The sequence below is a fragment of the Xanthomonas sp. DAR33341 genome (assembly GCF_003992815.1).
GTDB lineage: Bacteria > Pseudomonadota > Gammaproteobacteria > Xanthomonadales > Xanthomonadaceae > Xanthomonas > Xanthomonas cissicola.
In genome coordinates this window covers 215,970-240,707 of record NZ_QEYV01000023.1, presented here as the reverse complement: position 1 = coordinate 240,707, position 24,738 = coordinate 215,970, and the positions used below count along the sequence as shown (strand labels likewise).

General features: G+C 63.8%; 18 protein-coding genes and 1 tRNA gene. 2 read left to right on the top strand and 17 right to left on the bottom strand.

What is annotated here, in order from left to right:
- Positions 1 to 85: 85 nt before the first annotated feature.
- A complete protein-coding gene (locus tag EO156_RS09710; RefSeq protein ID WP_016850486.1) occupies positions 86 to 1,735 on the top strand; it encodes a glycoside hydrolase family 43 protein in 1,650 nt (549 codons plus the stop codon).
- A gap of 104 nt (positions 1,736 to 1,839) precedes the next feature.
- On the opposite strand, the gene EO156_RS09705 is transcribed toward EO156_RS09710, so the two are convergent.
- The 9 genes from EO156_RS09705 to EO156_RS09660 form a co-directional block, all read right to left on the bottom strand.
- The gene (locus EO156_RS09705; protein ID WP_016850487.1) at positions 1,840 to 3,795 is read right to left on the bottom strand and encodes a response regulator; all 1,956 of its coding nucleotides are present in this window, start codon (positions 3,793 to 3,795) and stop codon (positions 1,840 to 1,842) included.
- Entirely contained in the window at positions 3,785 to 4,657 is an 873-nt protein-coding gene (locus tag EO156_RS09700; RefSeq protein WP_011050810.1) for an ATP-binding protein, read from the bottom strand. The genes EO156_RS09705 and EO156_RS09700 overlap by 11 nt, the downstream gene beginning before the upstream one ends.
- Positions 4,654 to 5,667 (bottom strand): ATP-binding protein, encoded by a 1,014-nt coding sequence (locus tag EO156_RS09695; RefSeq protein WP_029828331.1) that lies wholly within the window; start codon positions 5,665 to 5,667, stop codon positions 4,654 to 4,656. The genes EO156_RS09700 and EO156_RS09695 overlap by 4 nt, the downstream gene beginning before the upstream one ends.
- Positions 5,658 to 6,053 (bottom strand): anti-sigma regulatory factor, encoded by a 396-nt coding sequence (locus EO156_RS09690; protein ID WP_003484271.1) that lies wholly within the window; start codon positions 6,051 to 6,053, stop codon positions 5,658 to 5,660. Before EO156_RS09690 ends, EO156_RS09695 begins: the two co-directional genes overlap by 10 nt.
- Positions 6,050 to 6,412 (bottom strand): STAS domain-containing protein, encoded by a 363-nt coding sequence (locus EO156_RS09685; RefSeq protein WP_005928774.1) that lies wholly within the window; start codon positions 6,410 to 6,412, stop codon positions 6,050 to 6,052. Before EO156_RS09685 ends, EO156_RS09690 begins: the two co-directional genes overlap by 4 nt.
- A gap of 1 nt (position 6,413) precedes the next feature.
- A complete protein-coding gene (locus tag EO156_RS09680) occupies positions 6,414 to 7,256 on the bottom strand; it encodes an STAS domain-containing protein (protein WP_005914660.1) in 843 nt (280 codons plus the stop codon).
- A 648-nt stretch (positions 7,257 to 7,904) separates the two neighbouring features.
- Entirely contained in the window at positions 7,905 to 10,229 is a 2,325-nt protein-coding gene (locus EO156_RS09670; protein ID WP_016850158.1) for a tetratricopeptide repeat protein, read from the bottom strand.
- A gap of 24 nt (positions 10,230 to 10,253) precedes the next feature.
- Complete coding sequence (locus tag EO156_RS09665) at positions 10,254 to 12,122, bottom strand: ATP-binding protein (protein ID WP_016850157.1); 1,869 nt, start codon at positions 12,120 to 12,122, stop codon at positions 10,254 to 10,256.
- Between the two features lie 209 nt (positions 12,123 to 12,331).
- A complete protein-coding gene (locus tag EO156_RS09660) occupies positions 12,332 to 13,687 on the bottom strand; it encodes a helix-turn-helix transcriptional regulator (RefSeq protein ID WP_186295542.1) in 1,356 nt (451 codons plus the stop codon).
- An 898-nt stretch (positions 13,688 to 14,585) separates the two neighbouring features.
- Here EO156_RS09660 and EO156_RS09655 point away from each other — a divergent pair.
- Positions 14,586 to 15,377, top strand: a complete 792-nt coding sequence (locus EO156_RS09655) for a response regulator transcription factor (protein WP_011050804.1) — start codon at positions 14,586 to 14,588, stop codon at positions 15,375 to 15,377.
- A gap of 490 nt (positions 15,378 to 15,867) precedes the next feature.
- Here the strand turns inward: EO156_RS09655 and EO156_RS09650 are convergent, their stop codons facing one another.
- The 8 genes from EO156_RS09650 to EO156_RS09615 form a co-directional block, all read right to left on the bottom strand.
- Positions 15,868 to 16,254, bottom strand: coding sequence for a DUF805 domain-containing protein (locus EO156_RS09650; protein ID WP_003484288.1), 387 nt, complete (start codon positions 16,252 to 16,254; stop codon positions 15,868 to 15,870).
- 415 nt (positions 16,255 to 16,669) lie between these two features.
- Positions 16,670 to 18,061, bottom strand: coding sequence for a DNA repair protein RadA (radA, locus tag EO156_RS09645; RefSeq protein WP_003484290.1), 1,392 nt, complete (start codon positions 18,059 to 18,061; stop codon positions 16,670 to 16,672).
- 276 nt (positions 18,062 to 18,337) lie between these two features.
- Positions 18,338 to 20,218, bottom strand: coding sequence for a tetratricopeptide repeat protein (locus EO156_RS09640; protein WP_016851536.1), 1,881 nt, complete (start codon positions 20,216 to 20,218; stop codon positions 18,338 to 18,340).
- Positions 20,219 to 20,376: 158 nt separating this feature from the next.
- Positions 20,377 to 20,712, bottom strand: coding sequence for a cytochrome o ubiquinol oxidase subunit IV (cyoD, locus tag EO156_RS09635; protein WP_003484294.1), 336 nt, complete (start codon positions 20,710 to 20,712; stop codon positions 20,377 to 20,379).
- Entirely contained in the window at positions 20,712 to 21,344 is a 633-nt protein-coding gene (cyoC, locus tag EO156_RS09630) for a cytochrome o ubiquinol oxidase subunit III (protein ID WP_016851535.1), read from the bottom strand. The genes cyoD and cyoC overlap by 1 nt, the downstream gene beginning before the upstream one ends.
- Positions 21,341 to 23,341, bottom strand: a complete 2,001-nt coding sequence (cyoB, locus tag EO156_RS09625; RefSeq protein WP_003484298.1) for a cytochrome o ubiquinol oxidase subunit I — start codon at positions 23,339 to 23,341, stop codon at positions 21,341 to 21,343. Before cyoB ends, cyoC begins: the two co-directional genes overlap by 4 nt.
- A complete protein-coding gene (gene cyoA, locus EO156_RS09620; protein ID WP_003484300.1) occupies positions 23,341 to 24,276 on the bottom strand; it encodes a ubiquinol oxidase subunit II in 936 nt (311 codons plus the stop codon). The genes cyoB and cyoA overlap by 1 nt, the downstream gene beginning before the upstream one ends.
- A 361-nt stretch (positions 24,277 to 24,637) precedes the next feature.
- A tRNA-Thr gene (locus tag EO156_RS09615) sits at positions 24,638 to 24,713 on the bottom strand.
- Positions 24,714 to 24,738 lie beyond the last annotated feature (25 nt).

The window sequence follows — 24,738 nt, the reverse complement described above, 5'->3', positions numbered from 1 at the left end:
CCGCCCTGCGTGCTGTCATGCTGGTGTCGTACTGGCGTTGCGCCAGGGCATGGCACACGGGGATCTCTTGAAACGACTCACATGGATGGCCGGCCTGCTGGCCGCATTGAGCTGTCAGCTGGCACAAGCCGGCACCGCGTTGATCACGCAGATCGATTACCAAGGCGACGATAGTGGCCCCGTGCCAACTGCCGCGCAATACCGCAATCCGGTCGTGGCCGGCTTTCATCCGGACCCGTCGGCGGTGCGCGTCGGCGACGATTTTTATCTGGTGAATTCCAGTTTCGGCTACTTCCCCGGCCTGCCGGTCTTCAAGAGCAGCGACCTGGTGCACTGGAACCAGATCGGCAACGCGATCGACCGTCCAACCCAGATCAACTACGGCAACGACGAACTGACCCGCGGCCTGTTTGCCGCCAGCATCAGCCACCACGCTGGCACCTTCTATATCGCCAACACCTGTTTTTACTGCGATGGCGGCAATTTCCTGATCACCGCCACCGATCCTGCCGGGCCATGGTCCGATCCGATCTGGTTGGACGCCAAGGGCATCGACCCCTCGCTGTTTTTCGATGACGATGGCAGCGCCTGGCTGGTCAACAACGACGTGCCGGCCGGCAAGATGCGCTACGACGGGCACCGCGCCATCTGGCTGCAGCAGCTGGATCTGGCCAGCATGAAGTTGGTCGGCACCCGTCAGGTGATCGTGGATTCCGGCTTCAAGCCGGCGACCAATCCCGAACACATCGAAGGCCCGCATCTGTTCCGCCGCGATGGCTACTACTACCTTACCGCGGCCGAAGGCGGCACCGGCGAGCAGCATGCGCAGATGATCTACCGCAGCCGCCAGATCGCCGGGCCATACGAGACCTGGAGCGGCAATCCGGTGCTCACCCAACGCGACCTGGACCCGTCTCGCACTGCGCCGATCACCTCGGCCGGGCATGCGCAGTTCATCGAACTCAAGGACGGCGCATGGTGGGCGGTGTTCCTCGCGACGCGCCCTTATCGCGGCAATCACTACAACCTGGGCCGGGAAACCTTCTTGTTGCCGGTGCAATGGCGCGATGGCTGGCCGGTGGTGCTGCCGCATGGCGCCGCGGTCCCTGCAGTGGCCGCGCGCCCACCTTTGCCGGCGGGCGTGCAGACCCTGCCGACCACCGGGCCGATGCAGTGGAGCGAACGCTTCCAGGATGCGCGCGTGCCGATGCAATGGATGACCATCCACCCACCCGCGAGGCCGTGGTATCAGCCCGGCGCGCAAGGTTTGCGCGTGACCCCGGCAAAGGTTGCGCTAGGCGATCTCGGCCGTGGTCCGCCGGCCTATCTAGGTCATCGCCTGCAGCACCATCACGCCACCTTGGTCGCCAGCGTGGATGGCAGCGCGCTGGCGCCAGGCGAACAGGCCGGTCTGGCGATCGTGGCCAAGGAGAGCAACTTCCTGGCAGCGATGCTGGTGCGCGAGGACAGCGGCGCTGCGGTGGTGCTGTATCGCCGCGCCGGATCGCAACAGCCCGGCACCGGCACCGAACTGGCACGCGCCCCCCTGCCCGATGCCACGCAACCGGTGAGACTGCGCTTTGCGCTGGATGCCGCCCGCGTGCACGTGGATTACGCCGTCGGCCAGGGGCAGTGGCAGACGCTGCTCGAACAGGGCGATGCAAGTGTGCTCAGCACCGAGTCGGCCGGCGGTTTTCTTGGCGCCACATTCGGGCCGTACGCGTATGCGCGCTGAGCGGCGTGCAGGAACGGGGCTGCACGCGTGGTGCATGCAGGGTCCCAACGCCGGCCGCGCCCGCGCCGCAGCTACGCATGCATTTCAGCAGCCGCTTTAACGCCCTACGCCCGCGCCAGGACGCTGCTGTCGAGCATCTGCCCCACCGTGTTGAGCAGATCGTTGAGGCTGAAAGGCTTGGGCAGCAAGGCCATGCCTTCTGCGAGAAATTCTTGCCGCGTGGCCGCGTTTTCGGCGTAGCCGGTAATGAACAGGACCGGCAGACCCGGGCGTAGCATGCGCGCCACATCGGCCATGTCGCGCCCGTTCATGCCGGGCAGGCCGACATCGGAGACCACCAGGTCGATATGCACCTCGGTGCGCAATTGTTCCAGCGCGCCGTTGGCATCCTCGGCTTCGATGACCTGGTAGCCGGCATCGCTGAGCACTTCACTCACCATAATGCGCACCACGTCGGTGTCGTCTACCAGCAAGATGCGCTCGTTGCGCGTGCGTGGCACGCTGGGCGCCGGTGGCGGCAACAGCTCGTTGGCCGAGAGCCCACGCGGCAGCAACAACGCCACCGTGGTGCCACGGCCCACGGTGCTGGTGATGCGCGCGGTGCCGCCGGATTGACGTGCGAACCCGTAGGTCATCGACAGACCCAGGCCGGTGCCTTCGCCGATGGGTTTGGTGGTGAAAAACGGTTCGAACACCTGGTCGAGAATGGCCGGCTCGATCCCACTCCCGTTGTCGATCACCTTCACCGCGACATAGTCGCCGTCGTCCAGTTCCGGATCGTTGTGCGCAGTGTAGGCCGCGCTCTGGATGCGGATGGTGCCCTGCCCTTTCAATGCGTCGCGCGCATTGATGACCAGGTTGAGCACCACGTTTTCGAGCTGGTTGGCATCGGCTATGGCCACCAGCGGCGTGGATGCAAGCTCCAGCTCCAGCGCAATGTTTTCGCCGATCGAGCGCTGCAGCATGTCTTCCAGCGAACGCACGCGGATGTTGACGTCGAACGGTTGCGCGTCCAGCGATTGCTTGCGTGCGAACGCCAGCATGCGCTGGGTCAGCGCGGCGGCGCGGTGCGCAGAGCCGGTGGCGATCTCGGCCAGGCGCGGCACCCGTTCGATGCGGTTGGATTCCACTGCGAGCTGGATCATGTCCAGCCCGGAGATGATGCTGGTCAGCAGGTTGTTGAAGTCGTGCGCGATGCCACCGGTGAGCTTGCCCAGCGCTTCCATCTTTTGCGCCTGCAGCAGCTGGATTTCGGTGTGCTGGCGCTGCGCGATCTGATGCGCGAGCTCGCTGGTGGCGGTATCCAGTTCCTGGCGCTGCTCGCGCTCGCGCAGGCGCTGCTCGGTGACGTCTTCCACCAGCAACAGCCCCAGATCCGGCTCGCGGTAGGGCGACACCCGCCATTCGGTTTCGCAGAGCTTGCCATCGCGCAGCAGCGACAAGGTGCCGCTCCAGCGCTCGCGCTGTGCCAACGCAGTGGTCAGGGCATGCACAGCGGCGGCCTGATCCAACCCGGCGGCGTGGATCGCGGCGCCGGGCGTGGCGCTCCCGATCAAACGCTGGAACGCGGCATTGGCCTCGTGCATGTGCAGGTTGGCATCCACCACCGCAATCGGCGCGCTGATGTGTTCGAAGATTTCGCGGAAACGCGCCTCGCTGATCCGCAGCGCCTCCTCGGCGCGGCGTGCGCGCAGTAGGGTGCGCAACGTGGCCAGCAATACGTTGGGGTCGACCGGATGGATCAGGTAGGCGTCGGCGCCGGCATCCAGCCCGGTGATCATGTCGCCGGTGGCGATCGAGGCCGCCGAGACATGCACCACCGGGAGCAATGCGGTGCGCGGCTCGACACGCAGCGTCCGCACGATGTCGAAGCCACTCATGTCCGGCAGGTTGACGTCCAGCACCACCGCAGAAAACGTCTGCGTGGCCAGTTTCGCAAGCCCCTCGGTCCCGGTGCCGGCTTCTTCGATCACGAACTGATGGTGTTCGAGCACGCGCCGCACCGAATAACGCGTCACCGCGTTGTCGTCGACGACCAGAATGTGGTGCTTACTGCCCACGTGTCTCCTCCGCTGCCAGGGTCACCGGCAGCACCACGTAAAATTCAGAACCCTGCCCGACCACGCTGTTGATCCCCACCCGGCCGCCCAGCAATTCGGCGAACCGTTTGCAGATCGACAACCCCAGGCCGGTGCCGGTCAGGCGTTTTTGCAGCGGCGAGTCCACCTGTACGAAATCTTCGAACAAGGCCTCGTGAAGCTCGGCCGGAATGCCGATGCCAGTGTCCTGCACGCCAAAGCGTACATGGCTGTCGCCTTCCAGCTGCGCAAACACGCGCACCTGTCCCTGCGGGGTGAACTTGAGCGCATTGGATATGAAATTGCGCAGGATCTGCGCCAGCTTCTTGTCGTCGGTGTAGAGCATCGGCAGTACCGGCGGATCCTCGAAGATCAGCGTGGTACTGCCCATATCGGTGAGCGGCCGGAACATGCCGCGCAGCGCCGCGAACAGGTCCATCAGGTCGAACCAGCCCGGCGAGATGGTGATGCGCCCGGCCTCGATCTTGGCCAGGTCCAGCAGGTCGTCCACCATCTCGGTGAGCTCACGCGCCGAACCGCTGACAAAGCGCACCTGCTTGAGCTGCTCGGCGTTGAGCGGCCCGTCCATGCCGTCCTCCAGCAGCCGGGTGATGCTCAGGATCGAGCCTAGCGGGGTACGGAACTCGTGGCTCATGTACGACAGAAAGCGGCTCTTGAGTTCGGACACGTCGCGCAGCTGTTCGGCCTGCTGGTCGAGCTCGGCATACAAGGCCAGCACGCCTTGGTTGGTTTCTTCCAGCTCTTCGCGCAAGGCCTGGTTCTGCTGGCGCAGGCTTTCAAGTTCAGCCATCTCGGCTGCCGGCAGATCGGTGGTTGAATTCATTGCATGCCTCCCAAGCGCATGACGAACACGCAGCAATCGTCGCGGCCGCGCGCGTAATCGCGTGCCAGCACTGCGGCAATGATGCGTGGATGGCGCGACAGCAGGCCCGGGTGATCGCGCAGGGTCCAGCGCGATTGCAGGCCGTCGCTGTGCATGACCAGCAACTTGCCGGCCGCGTGTGGAAAGTCGAACGGTTGCGCCTTGCGGAACTGAACCCCGACGATGCCAGGGTGCGAGGGCATGCCGCGCACCCCATCGCCATCGCACAGCGAGGCGACGATATTGCCCACCCCGGCAAAGCGCACCTGGCCGCTGCCGGCATCGAACTGCATGACCGCCGCCGCGCCACCGCGCGTGCCGCTCATGCCGGCATGCAGGCGCGCGATGCGCTCGCCGGGCTCGCCACTGGCCAGCGCCGCCGCGCGCGTGCCGGCATCGGCGGCATCGGCCGCGTCTGGCCCGTGGCCCAGGCCGTCGATCACGCTGACGGTCACCCGTTGCGCATCGATCGCCAAATGCCAGCCATCGCCGCACACCACTTCGTTATGCAGCGGTACGCGTAGCGCGCCGTAGGGCAGATCAAGCTCGGCGCGTGGCTGGGCGAACACGCGTGCCAACACGATCGCACCCTTGGCATCGGAATACGCATCCAGCAGCTGCGCCTGGCGCTTGATCGCACCCAAACCGGTGCCCGGCGTTCCGGCGGTGGAATAGCCATCGCGCAGGCCGTCTGTAAGCGCGAAGCCCGGGCCGTCATCGATGGCGCACAGCTCCACACCCATGCCGCCGTCGCGCGCGGCCACCGTGGACAACTGCAGGCAGCCGCCACGCCCGTGCTTGACCATGTTGGTGGCAAGTTCGGTGGCAACCAGTGCCACCCGGCCACAGCTGGCTTCATCGAAGGCGAGCATCTGCGCCAAGGCGGTAGCCTCACGGCGCGACTGTCCGACCTGGCTGGTTTCGTCGACACGAAACGAACGGGTCACCAAGCCGGTAACGTTCACTTCCATTTGGTGATGGTGATTCGCGTGCCTTCGCCCGGCGCTGTGTCGAGCACGAAATCGTCCACCAGCCGCCGGCTGCCGGACAGTCCCAGCCCCAGGCCACCGCCGGAGGTCCAGCCGTCGGTCAAGGCGAGTTCCAGGTCTGCAATGCCCGGTCCCTGGTCGCGGAACGTCAGCTGCACTCCCTTGCGAATGCCGCTTTCAACCAGTGCCCAGTCCATGTCGCCGCCACCGCCGTAGATCACGGTATTGCGCGCCAGTTCGCTGGCCGCGGTGACCAGCTTGGTTTGATCGACCAGCCGCAGCCCGCATTGCACCACCAGTTTGCGCACGGTCTGCCGCGCCAGCACCACATCCTGCTCGGTGCGCACCGGTTGCGAGCCGGCCGTCATGGAGCCGCATCGGGTTGCTGCAGCAGGCGCATGCCGCGCTCGACATCGAGCGCGGTGCGCACCGACGGCAGGGTCAGCCCCAACTCCACCAGGGTAATCGCCACCGCCGGCTGCATGCCCACCACCACGGTTTGTGCGCCCATCAGCGTCGCCAGCCCGGAGATGGTGCTGATCATGCGCCCGATGAACGAATCGACGATATCCAGCGCGGAAATGTCGATCAACAGGCCGCGCGCAGAGGTGGCGCTGATCTTCTCGGACAGATCGTCTTGCAGTTGCAGCGCCAGCTGGTCGTGCATGTCCACCTGGATGGTGACCAACAACAGATGGCCCATCCGCAGGATCGGAATACGCTCCATGTCAGTCCGCCCTGCTGACGGCCACGCCGGTGCGCTTGAGCGCCAGCGCCAACGCATCGGCCAGGTTGGCCTTGGTCACGATCCCCTGCAGGTCCAGGCCCAGATGCACGATGGTCTGCGCAATCTGCGGGCGCACGCCGCTGATGATGGCGTCGGCCCCCATCAGCCGGATCGCGGTCACGGTCTTGAGCAGATGCTGCGCCACCAGGGTGTCCACGGTTGGCACGCCAGTGATGTCGATGATGGCGATTTCCGAGCCGGTGTCGACAATGCGCTGCAGTAGCGATTCCATCACCACCTGGGTGCGCTGCGAATCCAGCGTGCCGATCATCGGCAGCGCCAGCACGCCCTCCCACAGCTTCACCACCGGGGTGGACAGCTCCAGCATCTCTTCCTGCTGACGCACGATGATGTCTTCGCGGGTCTTCTGGAAAACCTTCACGGTGTACAAGCCCAGGCGGTCCAGCAATTCCGACAACGCCCACAACTGCTGCCCCAGTTCTTCCGGGCGACTGGCGTATTGGCGCTGCACCAGCGCAAACAACACGCGCTTGAGCGAAAAGATGAAGTTGGCGGTTTCCTGCGAATCGAAACCACGCGTGGCGCGGTCGCGCGAGAGATTTTCCAGGAAGCGGCGCACCTCGCTCCATTCGGCACTGTCCAGGCTGCTACCGTCGTGCTTCAACGACGCCACCAGCAAGCGCAGGAATTCGCCGGCCTGCGCTTCGAATTCCTGCCGCGACAGACGCGCATCGCTGCCCAGGCTGGACTCCAACCATGCGGCCAACAACGCGTGTTCCTGGTCACCAATCGCATCGATCGAGCGCTGCTGCAATGCCACCATGAGATCACCCACCAAAAGAAAAGAGGTTGGGCATGCGGGCTGGACTGCGCCCTGACCGACGCGGCGCCCCCACGCCGATGCGTAGCAGAATAAAGCAATTCAGATTGGCCAACCAGCGAGCCAACCTGTAGCAGTCATCCGGGCCCAAGAGCGCAGTGTGACATTGCCGCGCACATGCCGAACGTGCGCCGGTCCACGCCTGCGGACATGCACTGTTCCGCTGCAAGTGCCTGGCGAAACGGGAAATACCCGCGGACAGCCGCCAATCCCTGCCCCGCATCACCTGCAGTGCGTGGTGCCACCGGTTGCGTGTTGTCACCGGGCCGGGCATGCGCACATTGCGGCCGCCGCCGGTGTACGCACACCGGCCGAAGCGCTACGGCAGTGACGAGGCGATCTGCCTGCGCGCTGCGCTCGAACGCAATACGCTCAATTCAGAAGGCACGCTGAAAGCGCGGTGTTGCATCCAGGGTGGCGCCGTATAGCGAACGCCGCCAGCAAGCCCATGAATGGATTGGCAGAATCCTCGACACCAGATGCATCGCAATGCATCAAAAGTGACGCCAGAACGCACGCCACAAACCCCGAATGCCCAATCCCGGCGGCGATCGCATGACCGGCCGCCGCCGGATAACGCGAATCGCCGCCCTACAACCCGTAACGCTCCACCGCATCCAGATGCGGCTGCGGATCCTGGCCGCAGGCCTCGGCAAGCCGCAGCCAGCACATCGGATGCGACCAGCGCGAGGTCGTGCATCGCAGGACGCGATGCAGTTCCTGCGGGGCGAGGTTTTCCGGAAGCGCCACGGTGAACAACACGCCCGGCAGTCCGGATGTTGCATCCTCCGGGTCGAACGCATCCGGATGGTCCGGGTCGACCACGCGGTAGTCGTCGCGACTGTGCAGCCACATCTTCCAGCCGCGCATTTCCATGTCTGCACGCATCGCCTCGATGACCTCGTCGCCAGGATGCACGCCGTCCACCAGCCAGCTATTGGCATAGCCACCGGCTTGCAGCACATGCACCTGCGCGTAGGTCGGCACGAAACGCTCGCGTTCGGCTTCGTCTTCCGGCGGCGGATACAGCAATTCGGCATCGAACACCACCCAGTCACCGACATGCTGGCGCCGATGCGCAGGCGCGTTTTCGACGATACGCGCAGTCACCGGGCCGGTGCGGCGCGCGTAGTACTCGGCCACTTCGCCATCATCCATGCAACGAATGATCACCCAGCCCCAGGTCTCTTCGACTACGCCGCTGGTGCTGCTCAGCTCCATGCCAATGGCCTGCGCAGAGGCACGCACCGCGTCCCAATCCTGCGCCGCGCTGGCCGCCGTCATGTGGTCCCAATGCGCAGAGCGCGGCTCTTCCAGCAGCTCGGTGAGTTGCCGATAGACCGCGGCGGCCTCGGCAAACCGGCCGGCGTTGAGATACATGCGCGCCAGCAGCCCACGCGCACCATGCGAGCCGGGTGACAGTTCCAGCAGTGCGGTGCAGGCCTGCTCCAGCGCCGGCCAATCGGCCAGCCGCTGCGCCAGCTGCGCCTCGCACCACAACGCCGCCACCGGCGCCTGTGGGCGATACAGCTGCGTCAACCGGCGCAGACCTGCTTCGTCGCCGCGGCCGAGCAACAGATTCATCAGACGGAACGTGGGGCTGGTTTCGCGATCGGCATGCCGCTGCACGAATGACCACAACAGTGCGATGGCTTCTTCGTCGGCCGCACAGGCGCTCAAGGCCGATGCGGTGGTGTCGACAAGCTCGGCATCGTCCGGACACTGCGCAACGGCCTGCAGCAGCCACTGCGCTTCGCGCTCGGGATTGCGCACGACATCGTCGCCTTGCGCGTTCAACCATTCCAGCAGGTGTGTGGCCGGCGCCGGCGCGGCCTCACCCGCAGGCGCTGCATCGATGCGCGCGGCCAGACCATCCAGCAACTGCGTTGCGCCGCGGTCGTGACGCAGCTTGGGCAGATGCGCACGCGCAAGCGCCAGATGCCGGCGCGCGGTCCACATCGCGCCGCGTTGCAGTGCCAGCCCGATCGCAAGCTCGGCTGCCTCGATCAGGATGCGATGCGCGCCAACCTGCGCGTAATGGTCGAGCATCTGCTGCACGCGGCTGCCCAGGTCCCAGCTATTGCGCTCGGGCGCGCGCGCCACCAGCGCCGCCACCGCACGCAGCCAGTGCAGGCGATAACGCGGCGCAATCTCGCGCCATGGCAGCAGCGCTTCCATGGCCTCGTCATCGCGCTGCAACAGGGCCAACGCGCGCGCTTTCTGCAGGCGGCGCGGCTGGCTGCAATTGGCCCACTCGGCGCCTTCGCGCGCGGCGTCGCGTTCGCGCTGTTCCACCAGCGCCAGCGCGTCCTGCGCACGCCCAAGCGCAAGCAGGATCGAGATGCGCATGTCCGGCACGCCGTCGTAGATTTCACCGCCATGGGCCAGGATGGTCTGCGACTGCTGCTCCAGATACTGCAGCGCCGCGTCACCGCGCCCGTCGTCGAGCAATGCGTCGGCTTTTTCGCAGCTCAGGCACTGGTAACACGACCAGCTCGGGTCGATGCGCCCCAGGGTTTCGTCGCACACCTCGATGCGTTCTTCCACCCAGCCCGGGCCATCGATGTTGGCGTAACACGCGGCCAGATCCTGGGTCACGCAGACCGATTGCGGGCACTCCACTGCGTCGGCGCGATGCGCACGCTCGAACAGCGCCACCGCATCGCCCAGCGCACGCTCGCCTTCGCACAGATTGCCGACCCGGTTACGCATTTCCCAATGCCCGACGAACACCTCCAGCCACGGGTTGGCCAACGTCTTGCCCAGCGCACGCGCCTCCGGCAACAAGGCCTCGGCGCGGTCGATCTGCAGATCGCAGATGTGGTCGGTCAGCCGCGTCAGCAGCTGCGCATTTTGCGGCTGGCCGGCTTCGCCCAGATCGTCCTGCAGCTTTTCTACCCAGTTCCAGATTTCCATCGTGTCGCTCCTGCGATGCGGCGCTCAGCGCGCCAGCAATTGGGTCACGGTCCCAGCGAAATCGCCGAAGGCCTTGTTGAGATCGGAAACGCCCGATTCGGTGCTGCCCGCCTGCGGCTGCGTGCGCCCTTGCGCCGAGACGATCACCTTGAGCGCGCGCAGCAAGCGCGCCGCCACCGCTGCCTGTGGGTTGCCTGCGCGCTGCGCGTCCAGCAAGGCCTGCAGCGCGGGATTATCCAGATTCAGATACAGCCGCTGAGTCTGCCGCGCTTCGATGCGCGCGGTGAACTGCCGCGCCAGGCGCAACGCGGCGGTGGACACGCGCTTGTCGCTCTCGTCCTGCTCCAGGCGGCGTTTGAGCTCGGCCTCGCGGTCGGGCACTACCACCAACGGCAGTTCCTGCGGACTGAAACGCGCAGGCACCAGCGCTTCGCCATCGCCCAAATGCTGTTCCAGCCAGGCCAGTTCGTCGGCCGGCAGCGTATCCAGGTGGAACAGCTGGCGGTTGCCCTGCTCGGTGCCCAGCTCGACCAGACGCACACCCTTGGCCTGCGCCCAGCGCCGCAGAAACGGCACCACCGCATACCGGTTGCCATAGGCGACCGGCACGCCCATCGCGCGGAACAGCATTTCTTCGAAACCGCTGTCGCTATCGAGGATCACGTGCACCGCGCCGCGCGATGGCAATTGCTGCGCCGGCAGATCGCCTTGCGATGTCGGTACCCGCACGTGTTCCAGCAGTAATTCGAACAGGCGCTCATCGCACAACGCTGCGCCCAGCAGGGCTTCGTTATGCCGCAGCAGGATGCGTCGCCATGCCTCCGGTTGCTGACGCGCCACATCGGCCAGGCCCTGCACCAAGGCTTCGGACAAGGCGTGCTGCACCGCGCTATAGACCGTATCGCGCTGCAGATCTTCGCGGCTTGCGGTAGGCGTCAACCGATTGGATTCGATCACCCCACCGATGAAGCCCGCCCACGGCGGCAGCAGTTCGCGCGCGTTGTCATCCAGCAACATACCGCGCAGGAAGACCGAGAGATTGCGGTTGTCGCTGGTGCCGTAGGTCGCACCGTCATGCACCCACAGCAGGCCGACCGCATCGCTGCCCTCTTCCGCACGTACCGGCATGCAGCACAACGGCTCGAAATTGCGCTCGAAGCGCGCGGCGAACTCGCGTTGACGGCGCCAGGCCTGCACCGGATGCAGCGGTGCGGCGTCCTGCACGCGCCACGGCGGCGGCTCGGGATTGATCGGCTGCGTCGCAGCCCCGATCCAGATCGGCTCGCGCAACAGCGCGCAATAGCGCGACAGAATCTCGCGCAGCCGTCCTTCCTGAGCCAACGACAGATAATCGCTGTGCAACTCCAGCACCACCTCGGTGCCCACCTGCGCACGCGCAGGAATCGGGCTGACCGTGTACTGCTCGGCGTTGCTGGAGATGTAGCAATGGCCCAGCGTGGGGGACTGGTAGGAGGTGGTGCGCACGGTCACCCGCCGCGCCAGCACGAAGGCGGACAAGAAGCCCAGCCCGAACATGCCGATCAGGCCGCTGTCCTCGTGGCCGCCCTGGCGCAGCCCGCGCGTATATCCCACGCCCACGGTAGCCAGGTAGTCGTGGATCTCCTGCTGGGTCAGTCCGGCACCGGTATCGACGATGCGCACGATGCCCTGCGCGGTATCGGCATGCACCTCGATGCGCGATTCGCCCTGCCAATCGGGTTGTTCCAGACGACGACGCAGGATGGAATCGTGCGCGTTCTGCACCAGCTCGCGCAGCGCCACCACCGGGGTGGAATACAGGTGCTTGCTGAGGACCGACATCAGTCCATTGAGATCGACGCCTGCCCGGCGGATCTGCGAGGCGTCGGTCGCCCCGGGAGTGGGATCTTGCATGATCGGTCGTCGTTTCCTCGGCGACGACGCCCATCCTCGGACGCGTCCCCCTGGGTGCCAGTGCCAGCCGGAAAGGATAGCCGGAACCCACATTGCACGCACGTCTCAGTTTGGCCCCTGTCCTCCGTTGCGCACAGCGACGCGCACTGCACCGCGTCGGGTTGACCCACCACGGATCGGTAGCGCTACCAATCCGTGGGTTGCGGAAATTACCGCTGCAAGGTCTCCATCGGCGCTTCATTGAAGTGCTGGCGATAGCCCTTGGCCAACGCCGAACGACTACCGACGCCCCAACGACTGGCCGCCTGCAACACACTGCCGCAGCCGCCTTCGGCCAGCAGTTCGTCGCGGATGCTTTGCATCCGGTAACGGCGCAGCACCTGCGTCGGCGATAGCCCGGTAGCCGACTTGAAGGCTTGCTGCAGCGCGCGCCCGGTGACTCCGATCTGTGCGGCCACTTCGTTGATCGACAGATCCGAACGATGCACATTGGTGATCATGTAGCTGTAGGCGCGTCGATACTTGGCCGGCAACCGGGCGGAGATATCGTCGCTGACGTGGGCCGGTGTGCCGCTTTCCAGCAAGCGCGGCGCTTGCACTTCGCTGCGCAGACACTGCACCGCGTCCAGCGCGTAGCGGTTGTAGAGCAGTAACGCTTGTTCGGTGCGCCCCATCGCCTGGCTGATCTTGGCCTGGCAGTACTCGAACTCCAGATTCCAGCGCGGCGCATGATGCCGACCGGCGCCGGCCAGCGCACGCTCGGCAAGATCGGCACGGCCCACCGCCAATGCCGCCAGCGCCAGCTCCACCTGCGCGTCCTGACGCGCGCACGGCGGGCAGCCGGTGGCCGCGGCCGGCAATGCGTAGATCTGCGCGTCGAAGCCGAAGGTGTCGCCACCGGCAATACGCAGCAGGCTGCGCACATGCCGCATGCGCTGCGCCAGCACCGGCATGCTTTCTGCCAGATCGGCGATGCAGGCGCGCAGGTCGCTGGGCTCGAAGGCATGCGCGGCATCTTCCTGGCGCAGCGTGGCTTGCCAGAACACATGGTCGCTCATGCGATCGGAGCGACGGATACGCAGCTGCGCAATCATGTCCAGACGCAGCGCAGTGGCGATCCGCAGCCATTCCGACGCCCCGCTCTCCAGTTCGGCCAGCACCTCGCTGGCGCGCTCCAGGGTCTGCAAGGCCAACGTACTCTGGCCCAGATGGAAGTGGGTCAGCGACTTGCCCAGCAGGCTCTCGCCGCACAGGCTGGGCGACGTTTCGCGGTCCATTGCCAACTGCGCAAAGCAATTCAATGCCGCGCTCAGGCGCCGCTGGCTCAGCATCAACCAGGCGGTGTTCCTGCACGACAGCAGGCGCAATTGGCGCTGATGCCCGCGCATTGCCTTCAAGGCCTGCCGATACGCATCTTCGGCCTCTTCCTGATATTCCAGGATCAGCAACGCATCGCCGCTGGCACCGAACAAACTGACCTCATCATCGGCGCCATCCACAGCGCCCTGTCCGTCGCGTCGCTGTTGGAGATGTTGCAGTCCCTGTGGCCAAGCACCAACCAGCATCCTGCTCGTATACGTAGGAAGACGTTCTGCGTAGGACAACGCAGAGATCGCTGCAAAGTAAGTGGAAAGGATCATGCCGGTCTCTCTCTTTGGGGGGCGGAGCAAAAGACAACAGGCGCCTAACTCGCTGGCGCAAACGATTGTATGCAGCGGATCCAATAGAATTTCTCTCTGAAAGCCATCGAAAAAATCAAAAAAGCTCACTCTGTCAAACATCCATGTGATGCGTTTTTTCGCGGTGCAAAGCGCAGTTGCACACCGTCGACGTCGCCGTACGCCAGATATTTCGCGCCATCCGGTTGAGTATTGATGTCGCCGGTCTACGCCAATATCCAAGGCACAGTCGGACAACGTCTGCGAACGCGCTGCGTCCATGCGCATTGATGGCTATCGGCGATGACCAAGGCGATGCCCGATGACTGTACGGACACGTATGCCCAAGCGCATTTGATCGAGAGAAGCAGACATGACACGAGGGCAGATCGCTGCCGACCTATTCCAGTCACGCGCGATCACACGACCAATCGCAATAGGTTGGTCTAGACCTCGGCGGACCGATGTCTCTGGTCACGCGTGTCGGTCCATGCCTTGCTGCATGACTGCATGTAGCGATTGCATTCGGACCAGACATGCCCGCTATGTAAGAGCTCTGTTACGTCTAAATGAGCGCGAGCTAAAGCCGCTGGCGACAAATCCGAAGCCGCGTACGCAAGTGTGAAACTTTTGGTCCCGGCAATGGTACATACCATTCGTCCAGCTCCGCTGGACTCTCCCCCGCCAACCGACTGGTCCGACGATGCAGCGATCTTTGAAGATGGATTTTGTCCTGGTATTGGCCGACCAGCACCGGCGCCCGCCCCATGCGTGGCTTGTACGCCGACACGCGAAGGCCGCCTAAATGAACGACCACTCTCCCCCCAACGCCGGATCGGTGTTCCTGTTGACGCAGGATGCGCGCCTGGTCTCGCAGGTCAACGCCAGCCTCGCACCGCTTGCGCGCAATGTCTCGACGTTTTCCGATGAACTGGAGCTTTTGCGTACGCTGCGGCATTCGCCGTGCGAGCTGCTGATCTTCGATGCCAGCTATGTCGCCGCCGATGACAGTTCACTGCTGGCATGGCAGCGCTGCCATAGCGGCCAGCCCACCCCGTTGATCGTGCTTGGACGTTTCGATTGCGCAGACAACATTCTGGCCTGGTATCGCGCAGGCGCGCAGGAAGTCCTTGCGCTGCCTTTCAATTCGCACGAGTTACACGTGCGCGCGGCGCTGGCGATATCGCCGGTGGCGCATGCCTGCCCGGAGACGCAGCACCTGAGCGTTGGTCCATACCGGTTGATCCGCGATGAAAATACCGTCTATCTGGACGGCAAGCCGATCGTATTGACCGCACGCGAGTTCTCGATTGCCTGGCTGCTCTTTTCCAGCCCAGGCGTGTGTTTCCGGCGTTGCCAACTGGCCAAAGCCGTCTGGGGCAGCCACACCGAATTCACCGACCGCACCATGGAGCAGCACATCTACAAGTTGCGCAAGAAACTGCAGCTGAGCAGTGACAGCAGCGCAGTGCGCATCAGAACCGTCTATTCGCACGGCTACAAGTTGGAGCTCGCGCTGCACGATACGGAGGCAACGACAATGAGCAAGGCCGTGAGCCCAAGCCTTGGCCCTGCACATCACGCAGCCGCCTGCTGAGCAAGCGCACCGCTGCCGATCTGCGATCTGCATTGCGCACTCTCGCTTGCGTTAAAGCGAAGGGTGTTTGATGACACGATGAGCGTCGGCACGCTCTCAAAGGCAGAGCGGTCTACACGCGCACCTGGCCCGCAGACTGTGTCGCAATTCGAGTTCTGCAGGTGCGGGCCATACGACTGCAACTGCATCGCTCACTGCACAGCGCGGGGTACATGCTGATCAGCGTTGAGCGATATCGCTGCATCTCTACAGCGGTGTGGCAGCGACGAATGAGGCACTGTCAGCTGCCCCGGGACTGCTGAGCGAAAGACGCCCCAAGCATGTCGCTGTGTCGCCACCGTCCATGTCTGGGTGTCCGGATCCGGACACCCGTCTGCGGAGCAGTGACGTTCCGCCTATGGGCGACGCGCAATGGCACCGTTGGCGCACTCACAAACGACAACGGCGCAGGGAGACCCCTGCTCCGTTGTCCGCTTTCATAACGCGCGAGTTACTGCTTGGGATTTTCGCCGTATTGGTTCGGGCCGGGCGTGCCTTCGATGCACATGAAGACCAGCAACACGAAAGCGCCAACATACGGCACCAGGCTGATCAGGTAAAACCAGCCGGACTTGTCCTGGTCGTGCAGGCGGCGCACCGTGACTGCAATGCCGGGCACGATCAACGCCAGACAAGCGATCACCATGACCGCACAGATCAGCCAAGCCAGCGCGCCAGGGCCGTTCTCGTTCCCCATCGCCACTGCGGCAACGGCAAACAGGCCGCCAAACACGAACAGCACCAGGAACTGCATCAGCGCGAACATCCAGTATTCCTTGCGACGCGAGCGACCGTTGAAGTCGGCGTAGCGCTTGAGCGGCAGCAACATCCATTCCATCGTGATTCTCCTGAAAACGGCAGTGAGCGGTGTCTGTGATCCGGTGCACAGTGCAACGGGCCGCGCATGTTGCCATAGCCGCACTCTTTCTGAAAACGCTTTCTCGACAACCAAATGCAAATCCCGGCGTTTGTCCGACAAACGGTTTGCAGGCGTCCGGTTGCCCCGCGGCGCATGCCGTGCCCGCCTCTCGGAACAGGCCTAAAAAGCGCGCGACGCCTCTGCGCTCAGCGTTTTTTGAGGGTGGCAGCACGGCCGCACCTGTAGTGACCAAGCCGGACGACCATCGATGGTCGTCCGGCAGTCGGTCGGAACGATGGCTGCATGCTGCTCCCGAACATGGCCAATGCGGTGCTTGCGTCGCGTCGGCAGGTCGCTGGCCTGGCCTATTGCAACATGCGCGCGCCGCGCGGCTTCAGTCCGCCGCCGCTTCCAATGCCTGGCTCAAGCGCTCCACCGCAATGATTTCCATGCCCTTGATGCTGGTGGTCTTGGGCGCATTGGCGCGGGGCACGATGGCACGCTTGAAACCATGCGTCGCTGCTTCCTTCAGGCGGTCCTCGCCATTGGGCACCGGGCGGATTTCGCCAGACAGCCCCACTTCGCCGAACGCGATGGTCTTTTCGGACAGCGGCCGGTCGCGCAGCGACGACAGCACTGCCAGCAGCACCGGCAAATCGGCCGCGGTTTCCTGCACGCGGATGCCGCCCACCACATTGACGAACACGTCCTGGTCGCCCACCACGATACCGCCATGGCGATGCAGTACCGCCAGCAACATCGCCAGCCGGTTCTGCTCCAGACCCACCGCAACCCGGCGTGGGTTGGACAACGGCGATGCATCCACCAGCGCCTGTACCTCCACCATCAGCGGGCGGGTGCCTTCGCGGGTGACCATCACGCAACTGCCCGGCTGCTGGGTGCTACCGCCGGACAGGAAGATCGCCGACGGGTTGGAGACCTCCTTGAGGCCCTTCTCGCCCATGGCGAACACGCCCAGTTCGTTGACCGCACCGAAGCGGTTCTTGAACGCACGCAGCAGGCGGAACCGGCTGCCGCTCTCGCCTTCGAAATACAGCACCGCATCGACCATGTGCTCGAGCACGCGTGGCCCGGCGATGCCGCCTTCCTTGGTCACATGGCCGACCAGAAACACCGCGGTGCCGGTTTCCTTGGCATAGCGCACCAGCCGCGCTGCGCTCTCGCGCACCTGGCTCACCGAGCCCGGCGCTGCGGTCAACGACTCGGTCCACAAGGTTTGTACCGAATCGGCCACGATCAGCTTCGGCCGGGCCACGCTGGCGTGCTGCAGGATGTTTTCGATGCCGGTTTCGGCCAGGGCGTTCAGGCCTTCCAGCGGCAGATCCAGGCGCACCGCGCGCCCGGCCACCTGGGCCAGCGATTCCTCGCCGGTCACATACAACACCGGCAACGTGGAGGCCATGCTCGCCAGCGCCTGCAGCAGCAACGTCGACTTGCCGATCCCGGGGTCGCCGCCGATCAGCACCACCGCCCCTTCCACCAGCCCGCCACCCAGCACCCGATCGAACTCGCCGATACCGGTGGAGACGCGCGCCTGCTCGGACTGCTGCACGTCCTTGAGCGCAGTGATCTTGGGTGCCTCGGCCTTGCCGGCCCAGCCGCTACGCCGCGATGCCGCTGGCGATGTCTTGCCGCCCGGGGTGGCGCTTTCGAGCACGATTTCGCTCAGCGTGTTCCAGACACCGCATTCGGTGCACTGCCCCTGCCACTTGGTGTACTCGGCACCGCACTCGCCGCAGACATAGGCCGTTTTCGCCTTCGCCATCGTTCTTGCCCATCGTTGCTGAAGCAGCAGGATAGTGGCTGACGGTCTCAGTGTGCGCGACGCAGGGCTTTGCGGAATCGGGAATCGGGAATCGGGAATCGGGAATCGGGAATCGGGAATCGGGAATCGGGAATCGGGCAATTCGACGACTTACTGTTGTGTAGTGCAAGCGATTGACCAGCTGCGCTCACACAACAGCGGCATGACCGGTGAAGACCGGCCATGCCGCTTGGATTCCACCGATCCACGCCGGTCAACGACGTGGGCGTGCGCCACTTAGCGCGCCTTGTACAAGTCGCTCAGGCGATCCGGCTTGCCGGCGACGCGTTCCAGATGCGGATACAGCAGACCGCCGTGGTAATCGATGCGGACGGTTTCGTAGCGGTCGCCGCGCTTGACCAGCAGTTCGATCGGCGCAGTGGTGCCCTTGGCCGCCTTGATCGCATCCTTGATCACATCGGCGCTGAAGGCGCGGCCGTTGACGGCCACCAGGGTGTTGCCGTTGATGATGCCGGCATTGAACGCCGGGCTGTCCCATAACACCTCGTTGACTTCACCCGAGCCTTCCAGCGACAGGCCCAGCGAATAGGTTAGGCTGACGTCGTTCTCGTTGCTCTCGTAGGTCTTGATCGCCAGGTTCGGCTCGTCGTTGTAGACCAGCTTCCAGCCGTTGGCTTCGATGCCGCCGTTCAACGAACCGTGCCCGTCCATGCGCTCGCGCAACAGGCTGGCCCAGTCGTATGCGGCCACGCCGTTGAGCGTGCTCACGATGTCGTCGAAGGTGTACGGATTGACGTCCCAATCGCCGTTCTTCATGCCGAAGAACGCCTTGGCGAAATCGTCGATGGAGCGCTTGTTGTTGGTGAGCGCGCGCAGCTTGCTATCCACTTCCAGCCACATCATCTGGCCGCCGGAGTAATAGTCCTCGCTCATCTGATAGCTGCGGTACGCCTTCGGACGCCGCATCGACATGGTCGGGTCGTTGGTGGTGTCCTGCACCGTGCGCCAGGCCATGCCGGGGCGGCCGCGCTCGTAGGTTGCCGCGACGCCTGCCAGCATGTCGCGCGCCTGGTCCTGCGTCCACAGGCCCGAACGGGCCGCCACCACTTCGCCCCAGAACTGGGTCTGGCCTTCGTACAGCCACAACAGGCTGTCGCCCATCGGCACGTTGAAGTTCGGCGTTGCCAGGTCGGCGCCACGGCGGTACTTGCCGTTCCAGGAGTGGTTGAACTCGTGCGCCAGCAGGTCGCGCATGGTCCAGCTCTTGTCCCACTCGGTGAAGTAATTCGGCGGGCCGCTGTTTTCGCTGGAACGGTGATGCTCCAGGCCGATGCCGCCCAGCTTCTTGGTCAGCGCCAGCAGGAATTCGTAATGGTCGAAATGACGCGCGCCGTACAGCTTGTCCATCTGCTGCACCAACGCAGCATGCGCCTTGATCTGCTCGGGCTTGGCCTCCAACGATTTGGCTTCATCGGCGAACACGTTGAGATAGACCGGCTGCTTGCCGGTGCTCAGTTCCACGCGCTTGTAGTACTTGCCGGCGAACATCGGCGAATCGACCAGGTCGTCGAAATCGATCGGCTTGAAGCTCACCGTGTCGCCGACGCGGCGATCGGTTTCCAGTGCCGTGGCATAGCTCCAGCCGGCCGGCAGCGTGACGCTGGCCTGCGCCTTGATGTTGCGCGCGAAATAACCGGCCGGGTACAGCGCCGTGGTGTTCCACTGCAGGTTGAGCATTTCCGGGGTCATCATCACCCGGCCCTGGTTGCCGGCCTGCGGCGAGAGGAACTTGAACTCGGCCGTCAGCTCGGTGGCGCCTTGTGGCACATCCACCTTGAACGCATAGACGTCGAACTGGTCGCGCTTCCATGGCACCACCTTGCCATCGACCTTGATCACCAGACCGGCAAGCTTATCGATCGGTCCGGTCGGCGAATGGTTGCCGGGAATCCACTGCGGGTATAGCAGCGTCATCGGGCCCGGCTTGGCCGGCATGGTGGTCTTGACCTTGAAGATGCGGTGCGCCAGATCGGTGGCATCCACGTCGATCTTCAAGGTGCCGTCGAACGGCACGTCCTGCGGCGGTGCGGTTTGCGCGGCCGCGGGCAGCGACAACGCCGCCAGCAACGACACGGACAACAGGGTGGGCATTTTCATCGCAACTCCGCAGGTGACCTGAAACAGGCAAGTCCACGATGCTAAGCGCCTGCCTGTGCTTCCCCGTATGCCATTGGTCATGCTGCGGGCGAAAAAAAAGCCGCCAATTGCTTGGCGGCTTCTTCTTCAACGGGACATCGACCCGGCTAGCGGCCGTCTCAATGCATCATGTTGACGTTCATGTTGTGCAGCACCCACAGCGAACCCACGATCACGATGCCGATGATCAGCAGCGAGAACAGGCCCACCTGCACGTTGGAACGCTGCTCGGGCGTGCGGTCCATATGCAGGAAGTACACCATGTGCACCAGCATCTGCACCGCGGCCATGACCGAGATCACCACGATGGTGACGCCTTTGGAGAATGCGCCGCTCATCACCATCGCAAACGGGATGACGGTGAGGATCACGGCCATCACAAAGCCGATCAGGTAGGACTTCAGGCCGCCGGCATGCGCGTCGGCAGCGGTATCGGTGTGGTGATGATTGGCCATTACAGCGCTCCCAGCAGATAGACGACGGTGAACACACCGATCCAGATGATGTCCAGGAAGTGCCAGAACAGGCTCAGACAGGCCAGACGCGTGCTGTTGCGCGCGGTCAGGCCGTTCTTGGAAATCTGGATCACCAGCACGGCCATCCACAGCAGGCCGGAGGCCACGTGCAGGCCGTGCGTGCCCACCAGGGTGAAGAACGCCGACAGGAACGCGCTGCGCCCCGGGCCGGCACCTTCATGGATCAGATGGTTGAACTCCCACACTTCCATGCACAGGAAGCCGATACCCAGCAGCGCGGTCACCGCCAGCCAGCCGTACAGGCCGCCCATCTTGCGCTTGTGCGCGGCAATCATCGCAAAGCCGAAGCTCAGGCTGCTGAACAACAGCAGGAAGGTTTCCACCAGCACGAACTTCAGATCGAACAGCTCCTTGGCAGTCGGCCCGTCCACCGTGGCGCCGGAGAGCACCGCATAGGTGGCGAACAGACCGGCAAACAGCAGGCAGTCGCTCATCAGGTAGACCCAGAACCCGAAAACGGTGTTGCCACCGCCGTCGTGATGCTCGTGGTCGTGATCGTGGCCGCCCACGTGGGCGGCGTGGTCAAGCGTGGTCGAGGAAGCCATGGTCATACCACCTTCGCGGCCTGCGCCGCTTGTTGCTGTTCGAGCAGGGCGAAACGTGCGTTTTCGATGCGCTCCACTTCGTCGGCCGGCACCCAGTAATCGATGTCGTCATCGAAGGTGCGTGCGATGAAGCTGCCGATCATGCCCACCAGGCCAATGATGGCCAGCCACCAGATGTGCCAGATCAGACCGAAGCCCAGCAGCACGCTGAAGGCACCGATGTAGACGCCGGCGCCGGTGTTACGCGGCATGTGGATCGCTTCGTACTTGGACGGACGCACCCAGCCCTTGCCGTTCTGCTTGTCGGCCCAGAACTGATCGCGGTCGTCGATGTGCGGCAGCACGGCGAAGTTGTAGAACGGCGGCGGCGAGGAAGTTGCCCATTCCAGCGTACGGCCATCCCACGGGTCGCCCGTGTAGTCCATGTGCTCCTTGCGCTTCCACACGCTGTAACCGATCTGCACCAGGTTCAAGAAGATGCCCATGCCGATGATCGCAGCACCCACGGCGGCAACGTACAGCCACGGCGCCCATTCGGGGTGGTTGTAGGTGTTCATGCGACGGGTCATGCCCATGAAGCCGAGCACGTACAGCGGCATGAAGGCCACGAAGAAGCCGATGATCCAGCACCAGAACGAGGCCTTGCCGATCTTTTCGTTGAGCTTGAAGCCGAACGCCTTCGGGAACCAGTAGGTCAGGCCCGCCAGGTAACCGAACACCACGCCGCCGATGATCACGTTATGGAAGTGCGCGATCAGGAACAGGCTATTGTGCAGCACGAAGTCCACCGCCGGAATCGCCAGCATCACGCCGGTCATGCCGCCGATGGTGAAGGTGATGATGAAGCCGATCGTCCACAGCACCGGCGAGGTCATGTGCACGCGACCGCGGAACATGGTGAATAGCCAGTTGAAGATCTTCACGCCAGTCGGGATCGAGATGATCATCGTCGTGATGCCGAAGAAGGCATTGACGTTGGCGCCCGAGCCCATGGTGAAGAAGTGGTGCAACCACACCACGAACGACAGCACGCCGATGCAGGAGGTGGCGTACACCATCGAGGTGTAGCCGAACAGGCGCTTGCGGCTGTAGGTCGCGATCAACTCGGAGAAGATGCCGAATGCCGGCAGGATCAGGATGTAGACCTCCGGGTGACCCCAGATCCAGATCAGGTTGACGTACATCATGGCGTTGCCGCCACCGTCATTGGTGAAGAAGTGCGTGCCCAGGTAACGGTCGGCACCCAGCAGCGCCAACGCCACGGTCAGGATCGGGAACGCGGCGATGATCAGGATGTTGGTGATCAGCGCGGTCCAGGTGAAGATCGGCATGCGCATCAGGGTCATGCCCGGCGCGCGCATGCGCATGATCGTCACGAAGAAGTTGATGCCGGTCAGCAATGTGCCTAAGCCGGACACCTGCAATGCCCAGATGTAGTAATCGACACCGACCCCCGGACTGTATTCCAGCCCCGACAACGGCGGATACGCCAGCCAACCGGTCTGCGCGAATTCACCCACGCCCAGCGAGATGTTGATCAGCGCCGCACCGGCCACGAACAGCCAGAAGCTCAGCGAGTTCAGGAACGGGAACGCCACGTCGCGCGCACCGATCTGCAGCGGCACGATCAGGTTCAACAGGCCGGTCATGAACGGCATGGCCATGAAGAAGATCATGATCACGCCGTGCGCGGTAAAGATCTGGTCGTAGTGATGCGGGGGCAGCACGCCCTCGCCACCGCCGCCGGCCAGCGCCTGCTGGGTGCGCATCATCGCCGCGTCGGCAAAGCCGCGCAGCAGCATGACCAGCGCCACGATGATGTACATCACGCCGATGCGCTTGTGATCCACCGAGGTGAACCACTCTTTCCAGAGATAGCCCCACAGCTTGTACTTGGTGATGGCGCCCGCGATGAGCAGGCCGAGCAGGCCGGCACCACCCAGCGCGACCATGATGATCGGCTCGTGGTACGGAACTGCCTCGATGGTGAGTTTGCCTAGCATCACTTGTCTCCAGAAGTGCACATGGCGACCGGCTCCGTAGCCGATGCCTGATGGTCGCCGTGGCCTTTACTGTGGCCCGGACCATTCATGTATTTGTCGACCAGCGAGCGGAACATGCCGTCCTGCACCGACGAGTAGTAGGTGACCGGGTACTGTTCCTTGTCGTTGCGATTGGCTGCCAGCACCTGGTACTCGGCAGCGTTCAACGCGGTCGGCGATGCCTTGACCTTGGCCACCCAGGCCTCGAAGCCGGCCTGATCGACGGCGTGCGCCTTGAAGCTCATCTTCGAAAAGCCATGACCGCTGTAGTTGGTCGACAGGCCGAAGTATTCGCCCGGCTCGTTGGCCACCAGGTGCAGCTTGGTTTCCATGCCCGCCATGGCGTAGATCATGGTGCCCAGGTGCGGGATGAAGAACGAGTTCATCACCGTGTCGGAGGTGATCTTGAAGTTCAGCGGCGTGTGCACCGGGAACGCGATCTCGTTGACGGTGGCGATGTTCTGGTCGGGATAGATGAACATCCACTTCCAGTCCAGCGATACCGCTTCGATGGTGATCGGCTTGACGTCCGAATCCAGCGGCCGGTACGGGTCCAGCGCGTGCGACGAGCGCCAGGTCAGCACCGCAAGCACCAGGATGATCACGCACGGGATCGACCAAACCACCACTTCGATGGCGGTGGAGTGCGACCAGTCCGGCTCGTAGCGCGCCTTGGTGTTGGAGGCGCGATATTTCCACGCGAACGCAATCGTCATCACGATCACCGGGATGACCACGATCAGCATCAGCACCACCGAGGTGATCAGCAGTTGCTTTTCGTCGTGGCCGATCTGGCCTTTCGGATTGAGGATGGCCGAGTTGCAGCCTGCCAGCAGCAGGAAGGGCAACATCAGACCTGGACGAAGTAAACGCCCGAGCTGTTTCAGCGGAATCATCGGTCGATCCAAGTGCGAAGGAACGCCAGCCTCGTTCGTCGTATCGGTCCTGGGATGTTCCCGACGCAGCCGTCTTCCTGGAGGAGATGAACTGCGCAGACCGAAGACACGGGTTAGCGCGCTAATTTTAGTCTTTGCTGCACCTGCACGAAACCCATTGGCAATGATCTGACGCAATAAAAGCGCGCCAATTTGTGCGACATGTTGTCGCAGCGCAGGGCGAGGCAAGAATTGCGCCGTTGCGTTCGCGAATGGGGCAGGTTTGCGCGCGTGCAATGCATGCGAGAGCTACGTGAAACGCCGGGTTCTCGACGCCTCAAAACGCAACTGGGCCGGCATGAGCCGACCCAGTCTTGGAGCGTGGTGCCGGAAATAGGAATCGAACCTACGACCTACGCATTACGAATGCGCCGCTCTACCAACTGAGCTATTCCGGCGAGCCGTGAATTGTAGGAGCGCAGC

What these genes read in the sequence shown, in the direction of transcription:
- EO156_RS09670 (WP_016850158.1), bottom strand. Translation starts at nt 10,229, where the DNA reads ATGGAAATCTGGAACTGGGTAGAAAAGCTGCAGGACGATCTGGGCGAA.
- EO156_RS09700 (WP_011050810.1), bottom strand. Translation starts at nt 4,657, where the DNA reads ATGAATTCAACCACCGATCTGCCGGCAGCCGAGATGGCTGAACTTGAA.
- EO156_RS09685 (WP_005928774.1), bottom strand. Translation starts at nt 6,412, where the DNA reads ATGGAGCGTATTCCGATCCTGCGGATGGGCCATCTGTTGTTGGTCACC.
- EO156_RS09695 (WP_029828331.1), bottom strand. Translation starts at nt 5,667, where the DNA reads ATGGAAGTGAACGTTACCGGCTTGGTGACCCGTTCGTTTCGTGTCGAC.
- EO156_RS09680 (WP_005914660.1), bottom strand. Translation starts at nt 7,256, where the DNA reads ATGGTGGCATTGCAGCAGCGCTCGATCGATGCGATTGGTGACCAGGAA.
- cyoB (WP_003484298.1), bottom strand. Translation starts at nt 23,341, where the DNA reads ATGCTAGGCAAACTCACCATCGAGGCAGTTCCGTACCACGAGCCGATC.
- EO156_RS09690 (WP_003484271.1), bottom strand. Translation starts at nt 6,053, where the DNA reads ATGACGGCCGGCTCGCAACCGGTGCGCACCGAGCAGGATGTGGTGCTG.
- EO156_RS09710 (WP_016850486.1), top strand. Translation starts at nt 86, where the DNA reads ATGGCCGGCCTGCTGGCCGCATTGAGCTGTCAGCTGGCACAAGCCGGC.
- EO156_RS09640 (WP_016851536.1), bottom strand. Translation starts at nt 20,218, where the DNA reads ATGAAAATGCCCACCCTGTTGTCCGTGTCGTTGCTGGCGGCGTTGTCG.
- EO156_RS09665 (WP_016850157.1), bottom strand. Translation starts at nt 12,122, where the DNA reads ATGCAAGATCCCACTCCCGGGGCGACCGACGCCTCGCAGATCCGCCGG.
- cyoD (WP_003484294.1), bottom strand. Translation starts at nt 20,712, where the DNA reads ATGGCCAATCATCACCACACCGATACCGCTGCCGACGCGCATGCCGGC.
- EO156_RS09650 (WP_003484288.1), bottom strand. Translation starts at nt 16,254, where the DNA reads ATGGAATGGATGTTGCTGCCGCTCAAGCGCTACGCCGACTTCAACGGT.
- EO156_RS09655 (WP_011050804.1), top strand. Translation starts at nt 14,586, where the DNA reads ATGAACGACCACTCTCCCCCCAACGCCGGATCGGTGTTCCTGTTGACG.
- cyoC (WP_016851535.1), bottom strand. Translation starts at nt 21,344, where the DNA reads ATGACCATGGCTTCCTCGACCACGCTTGACCACGCCGCCCACGTGGGC.
- EO156_RS09660 (WP_186295542.1), bottom strand. Translation starts at nt 13,687, where the DNA reads ATGCTGGTTGGTGCTTGGCCACAGGGACTGCAACATCTCCAACAGCGA.
- cyoA (WP_003484300.1), bottom strand. Translation starts at nt 24,276, where the DNA reads ATGATTCCGCTGAAACAGCTCGGGCGTTTACTTCGTCCAGGTCTGATG.
- radA (WP_003484290.1), bottom strand. Translation starts at nt 18,061, where the DNA reads ATGGCGAAGGCGAAAACGGCCTATGTCTGCGGCGAGTGCGGTGCCGAG.